We start from the raw sequence: 21,395 nt of genomic DNA on the forward strand, positions 1-21,395 counted from the left end.
TTTACAGATTTTCGCCCCTACCTAGCTTTCTAAGAGAAATTTTATAAGTAACCCTATTGGGTGAATTATTTGGAGAGGAAAATGGCAGAAAGCAGACACGTCCGTCTACTTATCTTGGGTTCAGGCCCTGCAGGTTATTCAGCAGCGGTTTATGCTGCACGTGCAAACCTTAAACCTGTACTGTTAACTGGTATTCAACAAGGCGGACAGCTTACTACCACGACAGAAGTAGAAAACTGGCCGGGCGATCCTGAAGGCCTTACTGGTCCTGATCTAATGGTTCGTATGCAAAAGCATGCTGAAAAGTTCGATACTGAAATTATTTTCGATCACATCAATAAGACCGACTTTTCGAAGCGCCCTTTCACGCTTTACGGAGATAGCGGTACTTATACGTGTGACGCACTAATCATTGCTACAGGTGCTTCAGCTAAATACCTTGGTCTTGAATCAGAGCAAGCGTTTATGGGTAAAGGTGTATCTGCTTGTGCAACCTGTGACGGTTTCTTCTACCGCAATCAAAAAGTAGCGGTAATTGGTGGTGGTAACACCGCTGTTGAAGAGGCGCTTTACCTTTCAAACATTGCATCAGAAGTACATGTTATTCACAGAAGAGATAGCTTTAGAAGTGAAAAAATTCTTGAGCAACGCCTTCGTGATAAAGCAGAAAACGGTAACGTGGTATTACACTTAAACCGTACACTAGATGAAGTGCTCGGTGACGAAATGGGTGTAACCAAAGTCCGTATTAAAGATACGAACAGTGATGCCACTGAAGAGCTTGATGTTATGGGTCTATTCGTTGCTATCGGTCACAAACCGAATACCGATATCTTTGATGGGCAGCTTGAAATGAAAGATGGCTATATCGTTGTAAACAGCGGTACAAACGGCAATGCGACGCAAACAAGCGTTGAAGGTGTGTTTGCTGCAGGTGACGTGAGCGATCATATTTATCGTCAGGCCATTACATCAGCAGGTACAGGGTGTATGGCGGCGCTAGATGCTGAAAAATACTTAGACGGTACGATGCCTGAACAAGGTTAGTACTGTTTCCCAAGCCCTGCTGTTCAGTGGGGCTTTTTTTGGCCCGATTATGATAGCGTTACATTACATCGAAGAAGGCGCGCCCTTCCCTCCAGTCGACACTGCATTAGACGAACCTAACGGCCTGCTAGCATTTGGTGGCGACCTCAGCCCTGCACGTTTATTTTCTGCCTACTCACAGGGCATTTTTCCTTGGTTCAGTGATGACGAACCGCTGTTGTGGTGGTCACCCGACCCCAGAGCCATTATTGAACTCGACAATTTTGTCGCATCGAAAAGCCTTAAGAAGCTTGCTCGAAAACAAAAATACACGGTAACGTTAAATTACGCGTTCGACCGTGTAATTGAAGCCTGTTCATCAACCCCTCGTAAAAACCCAAACACAGGTGAACTCAATAGCGAAACATGGATTACCGATGACATGATTGGGGCTTACCGGCAGCTCAATGGTTTGGGTTTAGCACACTCTGTGGAAGTTTGGGACGGCGAAACTCTGGTGGGTGGACTATATGGCGTTGGAATTGGCAAGGTATATTGCGGTGAATCGATGTTTCACCGGCAAAGTAATACGTCAAAACTTGCTATGATGGCGTTGGTTGAGCACATGAAGTCTCACGATATGGCCTTTATTGATTGCCAGCTTCCTACTGAACATTTGGCATCCCTTGGTGCGAATGTGTTATCCCGTGAAAACTTTATTGAAAAACTGGAAAACAACAACCACACTTTAACGGAAGACGGTAGGCTGTCAGAAGACTACCTTAATCGTTGGAAGCCAAGAGTGATTACTCCGTGAAGTTTGGTATAACCCAATCATTTTCATGTAGCTATTTGCCCGATGAGCAAGAGCAATTATTAGTATACGCCGAAAATAATGATTTTCAGGCGTGGCGATACTCGCAACTTATTCAAGTGGGATTTCGACGAAGCGGTGAACAAATTTACCGTCCACACTGCCCCGCCTGCAAGGCGTGTAAGTCGGTGCGAATTCCGGTGAATGCTTATACCCCCTCTCGCAGTCAAAAAAGGCTGTTAAAGGCCAACCAAGGGTTTCGCGTTCAGCTAGTTAGTGAAACTAAAAGCACGTACTACCCGTTGTATGAACGCTACATTACGGAGCGACATGCCGACGGTAGTATGTATCCGCCTTCACGAACCCAGTTCGACAATTTCGTTTTGTGTGATTGGATGACAACCCATTACCTAGAGGCCTATGATGGCGACAAGCTCATTGCAGTGGCTGTAACTGACGTTGTCGATGCTAACGAACATATGGGTGCCCTCTCTGCACTCTACACGTTTTTCGACCCTGACTATAGCTCTGCGTCTTTAGGTACATGGATGATACTCATGCAAATTGAGGAAGCGAGGCGTTTAGGCCACCACTATGTTTATTTGGGCTATTACGTAGAGGGCTGTCAAAAAATGTCTTATAAACACAAATTTTTGCCATTTGAGCAGTTTAGTGACAATGAATGGCATCTATTTAGCAAAAATAGTAAAATACCCACTTAATTGCTTTACACCGAACCCAAGATTGGGTAAGGTCTGCGCGGCAAAAATTTTGAATTACTGAGGTAACTGCTTTACATGGCAAAAGAAGATTGTATTGAAATGGAAGGTACTGTGTTAGACACGCTACCTAACACTATGTTCCGCGTTGAACTAGAAAACGGTCACGTAGTGACTGCACACATCTCTGGTAAAATGCGTAAGAACTATATCCGTATTCTTACTGGCGATAAGGTCACCGTTGAGATGACTCCTTACGATTTGACCAAAGGTCGTATCGTTTATCGCGCAAGATAATGAGCCATTTAAGCGGTAACGCATAAAAAAAGCCCGATTAAGATCGGGCTTTTTCGTATCTGGGTTTTAGCTATTTCATCCTCGAAGCACTATCGCTTAGAACCAAAATTACTAACGAAGATATAGCGCTTGATAGAGAACATTAGTCTTACTACCTAGCGCTACATACTTTCTTACATTAGCTTGGCTCTGCTTCTTCAGACGTTGCACCTACACCTGTGTACTCAAAGGTAAGTTTGTCATCAACGCAGTCTACTTTAACGTTTCCGCCTTTAGATAACTCGCCAAACAATAGCTCGTTCGCCAATTCTTTCTTAAGGTCATCTTTAATGACGCGCGCCATAGGACGTGCTCCCATTGCCTTATCATAGCCTTTCTCAGCCATGTAAGCACGGGCTGCACTGGTGACCTCTAGCGACACGCCTTTAACGTCAAGCTGTGCCTGAAGCTCAATAATGAACTTATCTACCACCTGCAAGATGATTTCAGGATCAAGATGGTTAAACCAAATAATACCGTCCAGGCGGTTTCTGAATTCAGGTGTAAACACCTTATTGATTTCAGACATCGCATCGTGACTGTGATCTTGCTGCTTAAAGCCAATAGATTTACGTACCGTTTCTTGAACACCTGCGTTGGTGGTCATCACTAACACTACGTTTCTAAAGTCAACCTTACGTCCATTGTTATCAGTCAGCGTACCGTGGTCCATAACCTGAAGAAGAATATTGTAGATATCGCTATGTGCTTTCTCAATTTCATCTAACAGCACTACTGAGTACGGGTTTTTGATTACCGCATCTGTTAACAGACCGCCTTGATCAAAACCAACGTAACCAGGAGGCGCACCAATGAGCCGGCTAACTGCATGACGCTCCATGTACTCAGACATATCAAAACGTACAAGCTCAACACCCATGATTTTAGCCAGCTGTTGGGTTACTTCTGTTTTACCAACACCAGTTGGACCGGCGAATAAGAAGCTACCAATTGGTTTTGCTTCAGCTCCAAGTCCAGAACGTGATAGCAATATAGCGTCATTAAGCGTCTCTATAGCCTTATCCTGACCAAACACGACCATTTTAAGGTTACGGCCAAGGTTCTTAAGCACCTCTTTGTCAGAAGCCGATACAGACTTCTCAGGGATACGCGCCATTTTTGCAATAATTTGCTCAATGTCGCCCACACCTATCGTTTTTTTGCGCTTAGAAGGCGGCAACAGACGTTGGCTTGCACCCGCCTCATCCATTACATCAATAGCTTTATCCGGAAGGTGACGCTCGTTGATGTATTTAGCCGACAATTCCGCCGCAGCTTGAATCGCTTTTTGTGTGAAACGCACATTGTGGTGCTCTTCGTAGCGACTCTTAAGGCCAAGCAGTATCTTTGTGGTATCGCTGACGCTAGGTTCAGTAACATCAACTTTCTGGAAACGACGTGCAAGGGCGCGGTCTTTCTCAAAAATACCTTGATATTCTTGATATGTGGTTGAGCCGATACAGCGTAGTTCACCGCTTGATAGCTTAGGCTTAAGTAAATTTGACGCATCCATTACACCGCCCGACGCAGCGCCTGCGCCAATAATGGTATGGATTTCATCAATAAACAAAATGGCGTTCTTGTCTTTGCCAAGCTCTTTCAGAATTGCTTTCAAACGCTTCTCAAAGTCACCACGGTATTTGGTACCAGCAAGAAGGCCACCTAAATCCAGTGAATAAACGGTACTTTCAGCAATAACATCAGGCACGTCTTCGTTAACGATTCTGTATGCAAGGCCTTCTGCGATCGCCGTTTTACCTACGCCCGCTTCACCCACAAGCAGCGGGTTGTTTTTGCGACGACGACATAGAATTTGAATAGTGCGCTCTACTTCCGAATCGCGGCCAATCAACGGGTCTATTTTGCCGTCTTTCGCGTGACGATTCAGGTCAGTTGCGTATTTGCTTAATGCTGAGCCACCTTCTTCGCCGGCTTCAGCCTCTTCCGACGCTTCAGGGTTTACAGGCTCATCATCATCCGCTTTGCTTACGCCATGGCTAATGAAGTTCACCACATCCAAGCGCGTTACATCCGCCTTCTTAAGAATATAAACGGCCTGAGACTCTTGCTCGCTGAATATAGCAACAAGTACATTGGCGCCAGTGACTTCGTCCTTACCAGATGACTGAACGTGAAATACCGCACGCTGCAGCACGCGCTGAAAACCGAGCGTGGGCTGAGTTTCGCGTTCGTTTAACTGGTCATCTAAAATGAGAGGCGTAGTATCTTTAACAAAAGCTAACAGTTCGCTTTTAATTGCCTCAATATCGGCACCACATGCTTTGAGCGCATCGCGAGCAGCTGAGTTATCAAGCAATGCCAACAACAAGTGCTCAACCGTCATAAACTCATGACGATGCTCTCTGGCAAATACAAACGCGTTATTTAACGTTTGTTCTAATTCTTTATTTAACATATTGCTCGCCCTCTACAAAAAACCTTATGCCTGCTCCATCGTGCACATCAACGGGTGCTGATGTTTGCGTGCGTACTGATTAACCTGCATCACTTTTGTCTCTGCTATCTCAGCAGTAAAAATGCCACACACGGCTTTTCCTTGATAATGAACGGTCAGCATAAGTTGGTTGGCTTTCTCAGCGTCCATATTGAAAAACTGCATGAGTACCTCAATGACAAAATCCATCGGTGTATAGTCGTCATTGTTCAACAACACTTTATACATGGGAGGCGGCTGCGGCTTCTGTCGCTGCGCGTCTTTCTGTTTTTCCTTTTCGATACTAATAGCGTTGTCTTTACTCATAACTTAATAATAGTGGTTTAATGGCACATATGTGTACAAACTTTTGGATAAATTTATTCACATTTGCCCTTGACATAATATGGTTAAAAAATCTACATTTTGTATAGTGGTCTTGAGTATTGCACGTTAGCTACGACATAACTTACTGCGTAGCAGCTACAATCAATACTCTTTCCACCGTGTCTCCGGATCTATAATGGGGGCATATACTCGTGAGTTCAAGGATTAAGAGGAAGTCGAAGTATGGCGGTTGGCAAAGTTAAATGGTTTAACAACGCAAAGGGTTTTGGATTTATCGTTCCTGAGGACGGCGGCGAAGATATTTTCGCGCATTACTCTACGATTCAAATGGAAGGCTACCGTTCGCTAAAAGCGGGTCAAGAAGTAACGTTCGAAGTTCAGCAAGGGCCTAAAGGTCTTCACGCTGAGAACATTGGCTTCAAAGAAGAACCAGAGCGTTAAGAAAAGAATTTTTAAAGCCTGACCTTTTACGTCGGGCTTTTGCTTTTCTTGCCATTCAAAATGTGTAGGTGCAGTAAAGTGCCTGTGCGGATAAGTGCGTTTTAATTTTCCCCACAAAAATAAGCATTACGTTATCTTAACGTTGTGTATTAAAGTCGCGTACTAGTTTAAAGCAGACAATCAACGAGCTTTTTTCCTGTTCCTTTTATCTCCCGCTTATACATTCCTTTCCAAAACATAAGGTATATCGCCCTACCCCTTATTAGCCCTTATACCCGTCCGCGTAGACCATTGCCTACTCAGCGAGGTTTAAAATGTTCGTAATCGCGGCGTGTTAGCGCAGGTATAGTGGTTCTACATAAAAAAAGCCCTCTCGTCTGAAGAGAGGGCTTTTAAACGTTGTTTTAGAATAGCTTCCCAGGTGTGAGAATACTATTCTATGCGCTAGACCTAAAAGCCTAACGCACATACACAAAATACTATGCGCCTAAGATAGCTTTTAATGTCTTACTTGGAGACATGGTTGCGAAAAGCTTGTCTTCGTCAGGGTAGTAGTAACCGCCAATTTCTTGCGCGCTACCTTGCGTTGCATCAATCTCAGCTAAGATGTCGTCAATTTTCGCAGACAACTCTTCATACACTGGCTTAAATTGCGCAGCTAGATCTGCGTCTTCCGTTTGGTTCGCTACTTCTTCAGCCCAGTATAGACCTAGGTAAACATGGCTACCACGGTTGTCCAACTGACCTGCTTTACGAAGCGGAGACTTACCGTTGTTTAGTAGTTTTTCCGTTGCTTTATCAAGTGCAGTAGCAATAACTTTTGCTTTGGTGTTGCTGTGCTTAATAGCAACATCTTCTAGCGATACAGCAAGTGCCAGGAATTCACCGAGTGAGTCCCAACGCAAGTGACCTTCTTCAACGAACTGTTGCACGTGCTTAGGTGCACTACCGCCCGCGCCCGTTTCATAAAGGCCACCACCAGCCATCAACGGAACAATTGATAGCATTTTAGCACTGGTACCAAGCTCTAGGATTGGGAATAAATCAGTAAGGTAATCACGAAGTACGTTACCCGTTACTGAAATGGTATCCAGACCGCGAATTGCACGTTCCATGCTGTAGCGAATAGCGCGTACAGGAGACATAATTTGAATGTCTAGACCGTTGGTATCATGGTCTTGTAGGTACTTTTCAACTTTCTTGATAAGTTGCGCATCGTGAGCACGTTCGTCATCTAGCCAGAATACCGCAGGCATACCAGATTGACGTGAACGCGTTACCGCTAGCTTAACCCAATCTTGAATAGGTGCGTCTTTCACCTGACACATACGCCAGATATCACCTTCTTCAACATCGTGAGAGATAAGAACATTGCCGTCTTGGTCAATAATCGACACAGTACCGTCTGCTTCTAGTTCAAACGTTTTGTCGTGTGAACCGTACTCTTCTGCTTTTTGCGCCATTAGACCAACGTTAGGCACTGTACCCATCGTTGTCGGGTCGAATGCACCATGCGTTTTACAGAAGTTGATAACTTCTTGGTAAATGGTTGCATACGTACTTTCTGGAATAACTGCTTTCGTGTCGTGCGCCTTTCCATCTGGTCCCCACATTTGACCAGAGTTACGGATCATTGCAGGCATAGAGGCATCAACAATTACGTCACTAGGTACGTGAAGGTTCGAGATACCTTTGTCAGAGTTCACCATCGCAATTGGCGGACGGTCGGCATAACATGCGTTGATATCTTTTTGAATTTCAGAGCGTTGGCTCTCAGGTAGGCTTGCAATTTTGTCGTAAACGCTACCAAGACCGTTGTTAGGGTTAACACCTAGCTCTTCAAACAGGTCACCCCATTTGTTGAATAGGTCTTTGTAGAATACTTTTACACAGTGACCAAATACGATTGGGTGAGACACCTTCATCATGGTCGCCTTTACGTGTAGTGAGAAAAGAATGCCTGTGTTTTTCGCATCTTCAATTTGCTCTTCGAAGAATTCACACAGCGCTTTTTTGCTCATAAACATGCCGTCGATAACTTCGCCAGCTAGCAAATCTACACGCGGTTTAAGGGTTTTCTTGCTGCCATCTTTACCCGTAAATTCGATGCTAACGTGACCGTCTTTCTCAACTGTCACTGATTTCTCACCAGAGTAGAAATCACCACCGCGCATGTGCGCTACGTGCGAACGAGAAGCTTGAGACCACTCACCCATTGAATGCGGGTGCTTGCGGGCATAGTTCTTCACCGCTGTCGGTGCACGACGGTCCGAGTTACCTTCACGTAGTACAGGGTTTACCGCACTACCTAATACTTTACCGTAACGCTCGCGAATTTCTTCGTCTTCAGCTGTTTTAGGTGAATCAGGGAACGCTGGTACATTAAAGCCTTTTGCGTTTAATTCTTTGATAGTTGCACGAAGCTGTGGAATTGAGGCACTGATGTTTGGAAGCTTGATGATGTTAGCGTTCGGGTCTTGGGTCATCTCACCCAGTTCAGCTAGCGCGTCTGGCACTCTTTGTTCTTCAGAAAGATACTCAGGGAAATTTGCCAAAACACGTGCAGCAAGTGAAATATCGCTTAGCTCAACGTCGATATCTGCAGCCGCAGCAAACTTCTGGATGATTGGAAGAAGTGAGTAAGTCGCCAGCATTGGCGCTTCATCAGTCTTCGTGTAGATGATCTTAGACTTGGTCATTATATACCTCAATTTTCTCGACAGGGTACTGTCGTCTTTAGTCCATTAGGTCGCAACAACCCGCAACATGTTCATGTCACGCCCACAGTCATTGCGAAACGTATTTGATGTTTTCCACCTTATGCTTTTATAAGCACTAGGTCACTTGCTGTTTTCTTCCCTACATATTATTCAATTCCCTATGTTAGCAATATGCATCTCATGGCTTTGCACTCGACTACCTAGTCGTACGCAATTTCGAGATACGATGTATAAGCAAGCCCGCTTATCACTGCTAAAACTGTCTAATAATTATGCAGATGCGCTCTCTTATAAAAATGGGAGCGACCATTAGTATAGGGTCGAAAGTTTGAGTTACAAGTCATACCATTGTCTTAACTCATAAGATCACCGAATTTATCGACAAACTTCATTGAGGAAACCACTATTTGCGGTTGATTTTCCCATGCGAAGCATCGTCATTTGTCGTAAAATCCCCCCGAAATTTTGAATTTAAACAAGCGGAAGTAATATGTCTTCAAACGCTAAAGTGGTGCTTTTTAATAAGCCCTTTCAAGTTCTTTCTCAATTTACTGATGCAGACGGTAGAGAAACCCTAAAGGACTATATTGATGTTCCCGGTGTGTATGCCGCAGGACGACTCGACAGAGATTCGGAAGGTCTTCTCGTACTCACCAATGACGGAAAGCTTCAGCATAAACTTGCTAACCCAAAAGCTAAAACCAGCAAAACCTATTGGGTGCAAGTTGAAGGTATTATGGACGAAAAAGCAATGCAGGCGCTGCGTGACGGCGTAGAATTAAAAGATGGAATGACTCGCCCCGCCAAAGTAAAGGCCATGGAAGCACCTAGCGTGTGGCCGCGGAATCCGCCCGTACGCTTTAGACAGTCGATCCCTACTAGCTGGGTAGAAATTACCATTACAGAAGGCAGAAACAGACAAGTGCGACGTATGACGGCGCACGTCGGCTACCCCACCCTTCGGCTCATCAGATATCGCGTGGGTAGTTGGACCATTGATGGTATTGATAATGGCAGCTACGTTCACTTTTAAAGGCAATTCAATTTCTAATACTTGAAATCACCTTCCTTGGCCACACTAAGAGAGGCACCGAAACGTTACGGATTTTTAGCGCTGTTAAAGGTTGCTGTTCATCTTTGCATATAGACAATTTTTTACAGCAAAGGCCAACCGCCGCTTGGCACATATTTAATTACTTAATCAGATAAGGATTAAATGTGAATTAGCTATCGGAATCTGATAAAATCCGCGACCTCGAAAACGGGCTGATTTGTAAGTGACTGATTTAACAAATACGGTTTCTTTTTTATTAATCAAATGAGTGTGCAATCCATAGTGAGTGATATTGAATCTAACGCCAGCAAAAAAGTGATCGTCGGAATGTCCGGCGGTGTCGACTCGTCTGTTTCAGCCTACCTACTCCAACAACAGGGTTATCTGGTTGAAGGTCTTTTCATGAAAAACTGGGAAGAAGACGACAACGATGAATACTGTGCCGCAGCGGAAGATTTAAAAGATGCACAAGCGGTTGCTGACAAACTTGGCATTGAACTGCACACCATTAACTTTGCAGCAGAATACTGGGATAACGTGTTTGAGTATTTCTTAGAGGAATACAAAGCGGGCCGTACGCCAAACCCAGATATTATGTGCAACAAAGAAATTAAGTTTAAAGCGTTTCTTGAATTTGCAGCAGAAGACCTTGGCGCTGACTACATTGCTACTGGTCACTATGTTCGTCGCCGAGAAGTCGACGGTAAATGGAAAATGCTACGCGGTCTTGATAACAACAAAGACCAGAGCTACTTTCTTTACACATTAGGCGAAGAGCACGTTGCTAAAACGCTCTTCCCTGTGGGTGACATCGAAAAGCCATTAGTTCGCAAAATTGCCGAGGAGCAAGGTCTTATCACTCATGATAAGAAAGACTCTACTGGGATTTGCTTTATTGGTGAACGCAAATTCAAAGACTTCCTGGCTCGTTACCTTCCAGCTCAGCCTGGCGTTATTGAAACAGCAGAAGGCGAAGAAATTGGCCGACACGAAGGCTTGATGTATCACACGCTAGGTCAACGTAAAGGCTTACACATTGGTGGATTAGCCAAATACGGTGACGACCCTTGGTATGTGGTAGATAAAGATGTTGCTCGCAACGTGCTTATTGTGGGCCAAGGCGCCGACCACCCTCGCCTATACTCGAAAGGCTTGGTAGCAAAGCAGCTACACTGGGTGGATAGAAAAACGATTACAGAGCCTGTGCGCGCGGTAGTTAAAACCCGTTATCGTCAGGCCGATATCCCATGTACAATAACGCCAATTCAAGACGACACCATTGAAGTGATGTTTGATGAGCCGCAGAAGGCGGTAACGCCGGGGCAGTCAGCGGTGTTCTATAGTGAAGAAGTTTGCCTTGGCGGCGGTATTATTGAGAGTTATATTCGCTGATGTTAGATACCGACATAGAAAATAACCTAGCTCTTGCTGGTGTATGTCAAGCTGCTGCGCTGGTTCAGCAGCTTGCCAGAAGAGGTTCTGCCGATAACGAGGCTATAGAGGCCAGCTTATCGAGCATACTGGTTACTGACCCAGAAACACCTCAACAGGTCTTCGGCCAGCTCGCCAACTTAAAAACCGGTTACACCACACTCGCAGCACAGCTATCTGACAAACAAGCAACAAAAGATACGGAATTAACCCGCTATGTAGCTAGTATTCTAGGCCTTGAAAGAAAGCTAGCGAGAAAGCCTAAAGCAATGCAGGAACTGGGCGAACGTATTTCTCATGTTCAGCGCCAGCTTGCTCACATCGATTTCCAAAACCCACAAATAGTCTCCTCTTTAGCGAGCATTTACAGCGATATCATCAGTCCGCTAGCACCGCGTATTCAGGTAGCTGGTAACCCAGATTATTTAAGCCAACCTGCTACTCAGCATAAAGTGCGTGCGCTTTTGCTTGCAGGTGTTAGGGCTGCAGTAATGTGGCGTCAGATGGGTGGAAAACGAAGAAACATTTTATTTAAACGCAAACACATTCTTAACAGTGCTGTTAAAGCACTACGATTAATAAACTAGTGAGGAGCTTAAGGTGGAACTGAGTCAGTTAACTGCAATTTCCCCTGTCGATGGTCGATATGCTGGCAAAAGCGTAGAATTACGCAGTATTTTCAGTGAGTACGGCTTATTAAAATACCGTGTAGAAGTAGAAGTACGTTGGTTACAAATGCTGTCTACTAACCCACAAATTGAAGAAGTTCCTGCTTTTACAGACACGTCAAATGCACTACTAGACAAAATAGTAGCTGAATTTAGTGTTGAAGATGCCATGCGCATCAAAGAAATCGAGCGCACAACAAACCACGATGTGAAAGCGGTTGAATACTTTCTTAAAGAGAAGGTTGCCGACAATAGTGAGCTTTCAGCGGTAAATGAGTTTATCCACTTTGCGTGTACGTCTGAAGACATCAACAACCTTTCACATGGCTTAATGCTTCGCGAAGCCCGCGAGACCGTTATTCTTCCTTACTGTGACAAATTAATTGAAGCGCTAGTAGAGCTTGCTAAGCGCTACCAGAACGTACCTATGATGGCACGTACTCACGGTCAGCCTGCTTCACCTACCACCATGGGTAAAGAAATGGCAAACGTGGCTATTCGCCTGAAGCGTCAGCGTAGCCAAATCGCAGGTGTTGAGTTACTTGGTAAGATTAACGGTGCTGTAGGCAACTACAACGCACACTTGTCAGCGTATAAAGATGTAGATTGGCACGAAGTTTCAGAGAAGTTTGTTACCTCACTAGGTCTAACCTGGAACCCGTTCACTACGCAAATAGAGCCGCATGACTATATTGCAGAAATGTTTGATGCCATTGCGCGCTTTAACACCATTCTTATCGATTTCGACCGTGACGTTTGGGGTTACATTGCACTGGGTCACTTCAAGCAAAAAACGGTAGCTGGCGAAATCGGCTCTTCTACCATGCCACACAAAGTTAACCCTATCGACTTTGAAAACTCGGAAGGTAACTTAGGTCTGGCGAACGCTATTTTTGACCATTTAGCAGCTAAGCTTCCTATCTCTCGCTGGCAGCGTGACCTTACTGACTCAACCGTACTACGTAACCTTGGCGTAGGTGTAGGTTATGCAGTTATTGCGTATCAGGCTACCTTGAAAGGTATCAGTAAGTTAGAAGTTAACGAGCAAAGCTTACTTAACGAGCTAAACAACAATTGGGAACTGCTTGCAGAGCCTATTCAAACTGTTATGCGTCGTTACGGTATTGAAAAGCCGTACGAGAAGCTAAAAGAGCTGACCCGTGGTAAGAAAGTAAACGCTGACGTCATTGCTGAGTTTATTGATAACCTAGATATGCCAGAAACGGCCAAAGCAGAGCTTAAGGCATTAACGCCTGCTACATACATTGGTGATGCAATCAGGCTTGTAGATCAGTTATAAGCTCTTACGCTTTCCACTACACTGAAAAACGCGGTCATTAGTACCGCGTTTTTTTATTCCTAAATTTCTCTACATTGAATTTTCACATACCCGTGGGAGCAAGCAAATGGATTTACGCAACACGAACCACACTCCTTTCTCATTGCAGGAAAAATGCTGTGTTTTACTTTCCCCCACGGTTTCGAAGGTCTTAAGTACAACACTGGAAACCAAAAGTAGTGCCGCAAGTTTAAAAAGCTGTATAAAAAATGCCGTCGTCATTTTTTGTGACCTATCAGGCTTCCAACAACTCTCAGTTAAATACGGCGACATTACATGCGCCAGACTTGTGGATAGCCTGTTTTCTGAATTCGATGTGCTTGCCGCTGATTTACACCTTTCGCCACTAAAAACCAACGGCGATCAATATATTGCGGTTGGTTTTAGCGGCGAACATAGCAGTACAACACACTCGCTTTTGAACGCTCTGGTGAACGCCATCGAATTCGCATTTCGCGCTCGCGAGCTTGTAAATAGCAACGACCTTTTAGCATCATCTTCAAGCCAACTGCGAGTTGGCATTGCGACAGGCTCTTTACTTGCCGGCCAATCTGCTCGCCCGCTTGCAGGCTTTGATATTTGGGGGACTACGGTAAATAGGGCTGCAATGTTAGAGCAATACACAGCACCCAATACAATTGCTATTTGTGAAAAGTCTTACAGCCTGGTTAAACGACAAATTATTCATCGCTCTAGCGCGAGTGCGAATAACCTTTGCTCCTTTAATACGTACTTCACTTGTGGTTCAAATATAAACGCTAACACTGAGCTTTCAACGCGTGAACACGACAAGCGGAAACTCAGTGAGTCAAAAATGTGTGGCGAAAATAGCAAAGACCCCACATTCCTACCAAAACAGCTGCACACGAAAACAATGCTAATGAGCGCATACGTTTGCTAACTCCCGTCTAGCGCATCTGATAACTATCCATGCCATGTAAACATTGAGCTAAAAAGCACGAGATTTCTAAGTTAGATGAATTACACCTGCAGTAACTCGCCGCGAGCACGAACATGTTAAGTTTCGCTGAGTGGGTAATTATCTATGCGAACCGTTATGAATTCGGCTCTCCCTACTGAATCAGGTGAAGCAATTGCAAGGTAGCAATAAACGTTTCAATATTCGATAATGCCGCCCATAAGCTTCAACCTCGCTTTTGACAAAGTGCTAACGCTTACCGCATATTTGTAACGCCACGCACAATACTTAAATCAACAGATTAAGCCCATTTAATTGGCTTACTATAAGAGACTCTATGCCCACTAACGACAATTCGTACATTATTGATGCACAATCTGGAAACGGCTTTAGTGCAGAAACCTTTCTAAAAAACTACTGGCAGCAAAAGCCGGTGGTCATCAAACACTTTTTTGATAACTTTGTAGATCCTATCGATGAGAACGATCTTGCCGGTCTAGCACAAGAATCGGAAGTGGATGCACGCATTATTAGCAACGTGAAAGGCAGCTGGCATGTTGAACAAGGGCCAATTACCGATTTTGACAAAGCATGTCAGGGCAAATGGACATTACTAGTTCAAGGCGTAGATAAATATGTGCCCGACGTAACCCCGCTTTTGGATCCTTTTTCTTTTATCCCTAATTGGCGATTGGACGACCTGATGGTGAGCTTCGCCACCAATGGTGCAGGCGTTGGTGCTCACATCGACCAATATGATGTATTTTTGGTTCAAGGTAAGGGCCGAAGACGCTGGCGTGTGGGCAAGCCAGCGGACTATAAAGAAGTTTTTCCACATCCAAAATTAAGACAAATTGAAGGCTTCGACCCTGTTATAGATGTTGTGGTTGAGCCTGGCGATGTGGTGTACGTACCACCGGGCTGGCCTCATGATGGAGCGACAATTGAAGATAGCCTGACCTACTCTGTGGGTTATCGTGCTCCGGACAATCTGCAACTAGCGGAAAGCCTGGCGATGATGTTGGACAAAGGCGCACATAATTATCGCTTTACCGATGCAAGCCGCTCTATGCAAGGCAATCGTGCTTGGGTAAATCCAAGCGATGTTGCCGTTCTTAAGCAGCAGCTCATAGATGCGATAAACGGTGAAGACTTTACTTTGGCACTTCTAGAAGCCATGAGTGAACAAGGCATTCCTGAATATCCGCTAGAAGACGAAGTATCGCTAGAGCAAATTTCAAATGAGTTTGCCGCAGGCATTAGCTTTGTTCCTGCACCGGGTGTGCGTGCATTACTATGTGACGGTAAGCGTGGCCTTCCTCGCGCACTCTTTGTAAATGGCAGTCAGTTCGAATTTGGTAAAAGTGACCAAGAATGGTTTGAAGTGCTTGCATCAGGAGGCGTTTTGAACGCAACGTGTTGCCAAGACGCGCCTTCTTTTACATTTTTAGAAACCTTAACTACACTTATCAATAATGGTTACTGGGAATGGTTCGAAGGTTAACAGGTAAGTATGGCGTTTACGATACAAAACGTCGATTGGGAAAAGGATAAACATCGACTGAAAGCACTAAGGGAACATGTATTTGTTTTAGAGTGGCGCGTCCCCGAGGCAAGCGAGTTCGACGAACACGACAGCTCGGCGTGCCATGTGCTTATCGTCAATGATGAAAACGAACCCATTGCCACTGGGCGCTTAACCAAACGAGGCGAACTAGGCCGAATTGCTGTTAAGCGCTGCCACAGAACATTGCCTGTTTATCGCGCTTTGTTTGAAGCGCTGATTAACACGGCAAAGCAAAACAACGTCCCCATTATCAAAGTAGTCTGCAATTTAGAAAGCGTGTCCTATCACCAATCCATTGGTTTTATTCCCGACGGGCAAGTGTTCATGGACGCAGGCGTTCCAAGACAGCGCCTAAAATGTCCAGCAGAGCGATTTCCTCTGCCGGACGTGACTCAACTTCATTAGGTTGCTGACTTAAAGCTTTAAACCCAAAGATCCGGCGTATTTTGCATAGCAAATAAGTTCTCAGCACGATTGATAAGCAATGCGCCAAATTCTTTTTGCGTTTTATCTGCATCTTTTGCATTGATCAGGTTTTCAGCCTTTAACTGCCAATGCATAGCAAAGTGGCGAAGTGCCTCTTTGGCATCTTTCGCGTTGTCTACCGATGTATAGTCTGACGGCAAATCACCACTAATTACCCAATAGCGTTTGCTGTCCATCGCTTTAATTTTCCATACTGCAAGGTAAGGAATTAAATAGCGGCTTTCTTCTGTAACAACAGATTCGAACAAAACACCATTTTCAGCTAAAAACTTATTAGCTTTTTGAAACTGTTCTCGTACCCACGTTGCGCGTTCTTCATCACTGATTGGTTGGTTTTCTGGTTGTTCTGCCATTTTTACTCTCATTATTATCGTTATCTGTTCTTACTAGTACTGCTACTTGATACCCATGTCTCAGTTACCTTCTAGGCAGTTTTGCCACTAGTTCGTAGCGTACGCCTTTTTTATCTTTGTACTTTATTTCATCCCTGCTTTCCACCGCAATTAGGGCATTGTGCCCACCGAAGGTGTTAACCGCTTACTTATTCGACAATCTTTAAGAATACCCAACACCCAGTTATTCAAAGATCGGGCACAAACATTTACATTTTTCATATTGGCAAATGTGCTTCTTTGGGCGAAACTGTGAGATGAAAACTTCACCAAGCCGAGTGTTTATACATGCGAATAGTAAGACTTACCCTTGGAGCAATCCTGTTTATCGGCGGTATTGTTCTAACATTACTTCCGGGCTCTATCTTGTTAGTGGTAGGCGGTTTAGTGCTCTTAAGTTACGACTGGCCAAAAGCGCGAAGCTGGCTCAAATACAGCCAAAAAACAATGACGAGTGGTGCCCGTAGAATTGATCGTTTTCTTCTTATGCGAAAGCTGCGTTAATTGTTTTTGTTCTAACAGGTGTGCTTTTAGAAAGTTGAGCACGCCATAACGCACAGTGCGTTTCGCCCCCCTCTCCATCTCTCACCACTTTGTCGCAAAGTGTTAGCAATTAAACTTATGTAAATGCGTAATGATGCAATGCGTGTTAACGTAATCTAAAGTATAAATTGCGAAGCCTTTAACAATAATAATAGTGGCAATTATCTGAGCATGCTCAGCATCTTAGATAGTTCGTATCATCAGGCAATGTAACCGTATCGATATGATTTTGAGTAATGCGTTGACCCCGCATTGCGCTGCTTGGGTAGGCCAGTTTTAAACAACCTGGTCCAAGTCATATCTTTCGCTTACCTATGGAGACAAGACCATGATCACGTTTACCGTTAATGGTAACAAACACGAATTTTCTGGTGACCCATCAACACCAGTGTTGTGGTACCTTCGTGACGAATTAAATCTTACAGGACCTAAGTTTGGCTGTGGTATGGCGCAATGTGGCGCTTGTACTGTTCACATTGATGGCATGGCACAACGCTCTTGCGTATTGCCTGTATCAGCCGTTCAAGGCAGAAAAATTACCACTATTGAAGGGCTAAGCGAAAATGGCGATCACCCTGTCCAAAAAGCGTGGGTAGAACACAAAGTACCACAATGTGGTTTCTGCCAGTGTGGGCAAATCATGCAAGCTGCCAGTCTATTATCAACCAACCCAACGCCAAGTGACGAAGAAATTGTTCAGAATATGTCGGGCAACATCTGTCGTTGCGGCACGTACCCTCGCATTCACAAGGCCATTAAGTCCGCGTCGAAATCAATAAGCGGCAACGCTGGCGTGAGCTACTTTGACCCAACCCAAGCGGGAGAAGAAGCATGAGTGAGAATACCTATTTTGATATGAATCGCCGCAGTTTCTTGAAATCGACAGCAGCAGCGGGTGCACTGGTTCTTGGTACCTATTTTATGGGTGGTGCACCTCGCGCCATGGCTGGCGTATTAGCAAAGCCGGCGGAAAACGCAAAGCGCGCAAACTTGTTCATTGCACTTCGCCCTGACGGCATGGTTGAAGTAACGTGTCACCGCAGCGAAATGGGTCAACAGATCCGAACCGCCATTGCGCAAATTGTTGCTGACGAGATGGAAGCGGCGTGGGATAAAGTCATTGTTATTCAAGGCAAAGGCGACCCCAAATACGGTGACCAAAACACCGATGGCTCGCGTAGTATCCGCTTCAATATGCAGCGTCTTCGAGAAATGGGCGCAAGCGTGCGTTATATGATGCAACATGCAGCAGCTAAACGTTGGGGTGTTGAGCCAAGTACCTGTGTTGCCGAGCAGCATGTGGTAACACACACTTCAGGTAAAACTCTTTCGTATAAAGACTTAATAGACGATGCATTAACCATTACGCCGCCAGAAGCAGATAAGCTTAAGCTTAAAGAAAGGAAAGAATGGCGTTACATCAATACCGGTATGGCGCATATCGACCTTCAAGATATCGTTACCGGTAAAGCAACCTTCGCCGCCGACGTGCGCGAGCCAAAAGCACTTGTTGCTATAATCGAACGCCCTCCTGTAGTGGGCGGTAAGATGAAAAGCTTTAATGCAGATAAAGCAAAAGCGGTTAATGGCGTTGTTGATGTAATTGAAATTCCAGCGCCAAAAGGTGCGCCCCAGTTCCAGCCAAAAGGTGGGCTAGCCATTATAGCTAACAATACATGGGCAGCATGGCAAGGCCGCAAAGCATTAGACGTCACCTGGGACGATGGCGCAAATGGCGACTATAACTCAGCGAACTTTAAAGAGCAGTTGCTTAACACAGTAAATGCACCTCAAACGCTTGTTAGAGAAAAAGGCGATGCGTTGAGCGTTTTAGAAAAAGCCAGCGACAAGCTGGTTGCTGACTATTACGTGCCGCATTTAGCACAAGCCCCAATGGAGCCACCATGTGCTACTGCCATGTACTATAAAGATCGCGTTGACGTATGGGCAGCAACACAAAATCCGCAGGCTGATATGGAAACCGTGGGCGCTATGGTTGGCATGGACAAAGAAAAAATCAATGTTCACGTTACCATGCTAGGTGGTGCTTTCGGGCGTAAGTCTAAGCCTGACTTTTCAGCGGAAGCGGCATACCTATCAATGAAAACGGGTAAGCCAATTCGCGTTCAATGGACACGCGAAGATGATATTCAGCACGGCTTCTATCACGCGGTTTCTGCTCAACATGTTGAAGCTGCACTTGATGAAAACGGTAAAATTGACGCTTATCTTCACAGAACCGCGTTTTCACCTATTGCCTCTACGTTCCAAGAAGGCGCGAACGCCCCCTTTAGCTTTGAGTTAGATTTGGGCTTTACGGATAACCCTATTCTTACGCCCAACATGAAGTTAGAGCGCGGAGAAGCACCTGCCAAAGCCCGTATTGGATGGATGCGTTCAGTATCGAACATCTTCCATGCGTTTGCTGTACAGTCGTTTATTAATGAAGCAGCCCACAAAGCAGGCAAAGACTCTAAAGATTACCTATTGGAAGTAATTGGTCCTGATAGAATTATTGATGTGACGGATCAAAAAGCCGAATATCAAAACTATTGGGGTGATAAGTCGGTTTATCCTTTGGATACAGGTCGTCTTCGCAATGTAATTGAGAAAGTATCTGACATGGCAGGCTGGGGCCGCAACATGCCTAAAGGCCGCGGACTGGGTATTGCTGCGCATCGTAGCTTCTTAACTTACGTTGCTACTGTGGTTGAAGTTGAGGTGTCTGACGCTGGCGATCTTAGCGTGATTAAATCATGGGTAGCTATTGATGCAGGTACTGTAGTTAACACCGATACGGTTAAAAACCAAACCCAAGGCGGCTCGGTTTACGGTATCACAACAGCTATCAGTGACGGTATAACGTTTGATAAAGGGCGTGTACAGCAGAGTAACTTCCACAACTACCGTGTACCGCGCATGAGCGATTCACCACTAGAGGTAGAAGTTGAAGTAATTGAAAGCGATGCGCCGCCAGCAGGTGTAGGCGAACCGGCAACACCTGTATACGCACCAGCGTTATGCAACGCCATTTTCGCTGCATGTGGTAAACGTATTCGCCAGCTTCCTATTGGTAACCAACTTAAAGCGTAAGCATTCTATAGATTCGGCTTAATCGCTGATTTGATGAATAAATACTAACGCTATTTAAGACATGCAATCATATCAAAAAGGATTAACACGCATTGTGTTAATCCTTTTTTTATGGATGTATTCGGTAGTGTCTTAATAGTGGCGGGGCAATTATCTTCGCGGATTAGTTCAATAGAAGAAACTATATAAGTTATAGATACTTAGGCAAAAACACGCTATCGAGATAACAACGCAAGCAACAAAAAGGTGAATAAATACACCATAACTTGTATAGGCGAAAACTGCACATATCAGACCAACAGTGAATTCAACCAGCGCAGCTTCACAGAACGTTCTGATGTTACTGATTACAGGTTGTGCAAAAAACTTAAATTTATAAGCCATCTTAGTTTCCCTCCCTGCCTCATCCATACTGCTAGCCAAACGTTATTTACAATAGCACACTAATCCAACCGGACATAATTTAACCAAGTAATATAAGAAGGTCTTAAGCTTTGTTGCACATCAAAAAGGCGAACAAACCTAGTCATTAGCATATTCGCCATTTCCAACTAACTAAGCCATTGCTTAAGAGCAGCAAACAACCATTAGAGACAAAAAAGGAGGCCAACATGACCTCCTTTTATTCAAACTGTAAATCAACCTGTAACCTTACAATTAAAAGGAAAACACTTTCAGTGTTGGACGGTTAATTCCCGCCTTATTCTAATAGGTTATTCTTACTCGTAGTTGCGTTCCATCCACATTAACTGCATTTTGAGCTCGTTAATTTCTTTTTGCGCTTCCGCCAACTGCTCTACCACAGAGCGTGATTGCATAACGTTTTCTTCGGAAGTATTTACTGAAACTGCGCTATCATTATGTGCCATGAGAATTCAACCAAGTTAATTATTAATCAAAGATTCTAAGTGAAAGTCACTCTGTAATATTACATTTTTAATTACACAAAGTCATGTTTTCAACACGCAAAAATGCATAGTTTTGCTAAATAACCACAGTTTTTTTAAGGAATGAAACACGAGCAAAGATTTGCTTCTAAATGAGTCGCCATCACTTTAAGTTGCC

The 21,395-nt window shown here is 44.5% G+C and carries 19 protein-coding genes and 1 pseudogene; 15 read left to right on the forward strand and 5 right to left on the reverse strand.

Features of this window, described 5'->3' with window-relative positions:
• The first annotated feature begins 81 nt into the window (after positions 1–81).
• The 4 genes from trxB to infA all read left to right on the forward strand — a co-directional run bounded on the left by trxB (position 82) and on the right by infA (position 2,856).
• Complete coding sequence (gene trxB, locus F0261_RS02670; RefSeq protein WP_014949336.1) at positions 82–1,047, forward strand: thioredoxin-disulfide reductase; 966 nt, start codon at positions 82–84, stop codon at positions 1,045–1,047.
• Between the two features lie 49 nt (positions 1,048–1,096).
• Positions 1,097–1,843, forward strand: a complete 747-nt coding sequence (aat, locus tag F0261_RS02675; protein WP_171337164.1) for a leucyl/phenylalanyl-tRNA--protein transferase — start codon at positions 1,097–1,099, stop codon at positions 1,841–1,843.
• On the forward strand, positions 1,840–2,562 hold the full coding sequence (locus F0261_RS02680; RefSeq protein WP_014949334.1) for an arginyltransferase: 723 nt from the start codon (positions 1,840–1,842) through the stop codon (positions 2,560–2,562). Before aat ends, F0261_RS02680 begins: the two co-directional genes overlap by 4 nt.
• 75 nt (positions 2,563–2,637) lie before the next feature.
• Positions 2,638–2,856, forward strand: coding sequence for a translation initiation factor IF-1 (gene infA / locus F0261_RS02685; protein WP_014949333.1), 219 nt, complete (start codon positions 2,638–2,640; stop codon positions 2,854–2,856).
• 178 nt (positions 2,857–3,034) lie between these two features.
• Here infA and clpA read toward each other — a convergent pair whose 3' ends face one another.
• Together clpA and clpS are read right to left on the reverse strand one after the other, a co-directional pair.
• The gene (gene clpA, locus F0261_RS02690) at positions 3,035–5,311 is read right to left on the reverse strand and encodes an ATP-dependent Clp protease ATP-binding subunit ClpA (protein ID WP_014976401.1); all 2,277 of its coding nucleotides are present in this window, start codon (positions 5,309–5,311) and stop codon (positions 3,035–3,037) included.
• A 24-nt stretch (positions 5,312–5,335) separates the two neighbouring features.
• Positions 5,336–5,656, reverse strand: coding sequence for an ATP-dependent Clp protease adapter ClpS (clpS, locus tag F0261_RS02695; protein WP_014949331.1), 321 nt, complete (start codon positions 5,654–5,656; stop codon positions 5,336–5,338).
• Positions 5,657–5,899: 243 nt separating this feature from the next.
• On the opposite strand from clpS, the gene cspD reads away from it, so the two are divergent.
• Entirely contained in the window at positions 5,900–6,118 is a 219-nt protein-coding gene (gene cspD / locus F0261_RS02700; protein ID WP_014949330.1) for a cold shock domain-containing protein CspD, read from the forward strand.
• A 479-nt stretch (positions 6,119–6,597) separates the two neighbouring features.
• Here cspD and F0261_RS02705 read toward each other — a convergent pair whose 3' ends face one another.
• Complete coding sequence (locus F0261_RS02705) at positions 6,598–8,817, reverse strand: NADP-dependent isocitrate dehydrogenase (RefSeq protein ID WP_014979200.1); 2,220 nt, start codon at positions 8,815–8,817, stop codon at positions 6,598–6,600.
• A 511-nt stretch (positions 8,818–9,328) separates the two neighbouring features.
• On the opposite strand from F0261_RS02705, the gene F0261_RS02710 reads away from it, so the two are divergent.
• The 7 genes and pseudogenes from F0261_RS02710 (at position 9,329) to F0261_RS02740 (ending at position 16,221) form a co-directional block, all read left to right on the forward strand.
• Positions 9,329–9,871: an rRNA large subunit pseudouridine synthase E gene (locus F0261_RS02710; protein WP_014979199.1), complete on the forward strand. Its 543-nt coding sequence runs from the start codon at positions 9,329–9,331 to the stop codon at positions 9,869–9,871.
• Between the two features lie 303 nt (positions 9,872–10,174).
• A pseudogene (gene mnmA, locus F0261_RS02715) lies at positions 10,175–11,281 on the forward strand (tRNA 2-thiouridine(34) synthase MnmA); the annotation flags it as partial.
• Positions 11,282–11,283: 2 nt separating this feature from the next.
• Complete coding sequence (hflD, locus tag F0261_RS02720) at positions 11,284–11,910, forward strand: high frequency lysogenization protein HflD (RefSeq protein WP_014979197.1); 627 nt, start codon at positions 11,284–11,286, stop codon at positions 11,908–11,910.
• A gap of 13 nt (positions 11,911–11,923) precedes the next feature.
• Positions 11,924–13,291 (forward strand): adenylosuccinate lyase, encoded by a 1,368-nt coding sequence (gene purB / locus F0261_RS02725; RefSeq protein WP_014979196.1) that lies wholly within the window; start codon positions 11,924–11,926, stop codon positions 13,289–13,291.
• A 106-nt stretch (positions 13,292–13,397) separates the two neighbouring features.
• Positions 13,398–14,231 carry an adenylate/guanylate cyclase domain-containing protein gene (locus F0261_RS02730; RefSeq protein WP_014979195.1) on the forward strand — a complete coding sequence of 278 codons (834 nt, stop codon included), beginning with the start codon at positions 13,398–13,400 and terminating at the stop codon, positions 14,229–14,231.
• A gap of 355 nt (positions 14,232–14,586) precedes the next feature.
• Entirely contained in the window at positions 14,587–15,753 is a 1,167-nt protein-coding gene (locus F0261_RS02735) for a cupin domain-containing protein (protein WP_014979194.1), read from the forward strand.
• Between the two features lie 9 nt (positions 15,754–15,762).
• A complete protein-coding gene (locus F0261_RS02740; protein WP_014949322.1) occupies positions 15,763–16,221 on the forward strand; it encodes a GNAT family N-acetyltransferase in 459 nt (152 codons plus the stop codon).
• 17 nt (positions 16,222–16,238) lie between these two features.
• Here F0261_RS02740 and F0261_RS02745 read toward each other — a convergent pair whose 3' ends face one another.
• Positions 16,239–16,655 carry a DUF4826 family protein gene (locus F0261_RS02745; protein ID WP_014979193.1) on the reverse strand — a complete coding sequence of 139 codons (417 nt, stop codon included), beginning with the start codon at positions 16,653–16,655 and terminating at the stop codon, positions 16,239–16,241.
• Between the two features lie 327 nt (positions 16,656–16,982).
• Between F0261_RS02745 and F0261_RS02750 the strand changes: the two genes are divergently transcribed.
• The 3 genes from F0261_RS02750 to F0261_RS02760 all read left to right on the forward strand — a co-directional run bounded on the left by F0261_RS02750 (position 16,983) and on the right by F0261_RS02760 (position 20,330).
• Complete coding sequence (locus F0261_RS02750) at positions 16,983–17,198, forward strand: PGPGW domain-containing protein (protein WP_014976394.1); 216 nt, start codon at positions 16,983–16,985, stop codon at positions 17,196–17,198.
• Between the two features lie 367 nt (positions 17,199–17,565).
• Complete coding sequence (locus tag F0261_RS02755) at positions 17,566–18,072, forward strand: (2Fe-2S)-binding protein (RefSeq protein ID WP_014949319.1); 507 nt, start codon at positions 17,566–17,568, stop codon at positions 18,070–18,072.
• The gene (locus tag F0261_RS02760) at positions 18,069–20,330 is read left to right on the forward strand and encodes a molybdopterin cofactor-binding domain-containing protein (RefSeq protein WP_014979192.1); all 2,262 of its coding nucleotides are present in this window, start codon (positions 18,069–18,071) and stop codon (positions 20,328–20,330) included. Before F0261_RS02755 ends, F0261_RS02760 begins: the two co-directional genes overlap by 4 nt.
• 719 nt (positions 20,331–21,049) lie before the next feature.
• On the opposite strand, the gene F0261_RS02765 is transcribed toward F0261_RS02760, so the two are convergent.
• The gene (locus tag F0261_RS02765) at positions 21,050–21,199 is read right to left on the reverse strand and encodes a hypothetical protein (protein ID WP_155279892.1); all 150 of its coding nucleotides are present in this window, start codon (positions 21,197–21,199) and stop codon (positions 21,050–21,052) included.
• Between the last annotated feature and the right edge of the window lie 196 nt (positions 21,200–21,395).

Origin of the sequence: Alteromonas sp. 07-89-2, assembly GCF_013113925.1 — a bacterium.
GTDB lineage: Bacteria > Pseudomonadota > Gammaproteobacteria > Enterobacterales > Alteromonadaceae > Alteromonas > Alteromonas macleodii.

Coding starts and splice junctions, on each gene's coding strand:
- F0261_RS02730 (WP_014979195.1), top strand. CDS start 13,398: ATGGATTTACGCAACACGAACCACACTCCTTTCTCATTGCAGGAAAAA.
- trxB (WP_014949336.1), top strand. CDS start 82: ATGGCAGAAAGCAGACACGTCCGTCTACTTATCTTGGGTTCAGGCCCT.
- F0261_RS02755 (WP_014949319.1), top strand. CDS start 17,566: ATGATCACGTTTACCGTTAATGGTAACAAACACGAATTTTCTGGTGAC.
- F0261_RS02745 (WP_014979193.1), bottom strand. CDS start 16,655: ATGGCAGAACAACCAGAAAACCAACCAATCAGTGATGAAGAACGCGCA.
- F0261_RS02750 (WP_014976394.1), top strand. CDS start 16,983: ATGCGAATAGTAAGACTTACCCTTGGAGCAATCCTGTTTATCGGCGGT.
- cspD (WP_014949330.1), top strand. CDS start 5,900: ATGGCGGTTGGCAAAGTTAAATGGTTTAACAACGCAAAGGGTTTTGGA.
- clpS (WP_014949331.1), bottom strand. CDS start 5,656: ATGAGTAAAGACAACGCTATTAGTATCGAAAAGGAAAAACAGAAAGAC.
- F0261_RS02740 (WP_014949322.1), top strand. CDS start 15,763: ATGGCGTTTACGATACAAAACGTCGATTGGGAAAAGGATAAACATCGA.
- F0261_RS02760 (WP_014979192.1), top strand. CDS start 18,069: ATGAGTGAGAATACCTATTTTGATATGAATCGCCGCAGTTTCTTGAAA.
- F0261_RS02705 (WP_014979200.1), bottom strand. CDS start 8,817: ATGACCAAGTCTAAGATCATCTACACGAAGACTGATGAAGCGCCAATG.
- F0261_RS02735 (WP_014979194.1), top strand. CDS start 14,587: ATGCCCACTAACGACAATTCGTACATTATTGATGCACAATCTGGAAAC.
- hflD (WP_014979197.1), top strand. CDS start 11,284: ATGTTAGATACCGACATAGAAAATAACCTAGCTCTTGCTGGTGTATGT.
- infA (WP_014949333.1), top strand. CDS start 2,638: ATGGCAAAAGAAGATTGTATTGAAATGGAAGGTACTGTGTTAGACACG.
- aat (WP_171337164.1), top strand. CDS start 1,097: ATGATAGCGTTACATTACATCGAAGAAGGCGCGCCCTTCCCTCCAGTC.
- clpA (WP_014976401.1), bottom strand. CDS start 5,311: ATGTTAAATAAAGAATTAGAACAAACGTTAAATAACGCGTTTGTATTT.
- F0261_RS02710 (WP_014979199.1), top strand. CDS start 9,329: ATGTCTTCAAACGCTAAAGTGGTGCTTTTTAATAAGCCCTTTCAAGTT.
- F0261_RS02765 (WP_155279892.1), bottom strand. CDS start 21,199: ATGGCACATAATGATAGCGCAGTTTCAGTAAATACTTCCGAAGAAAAC.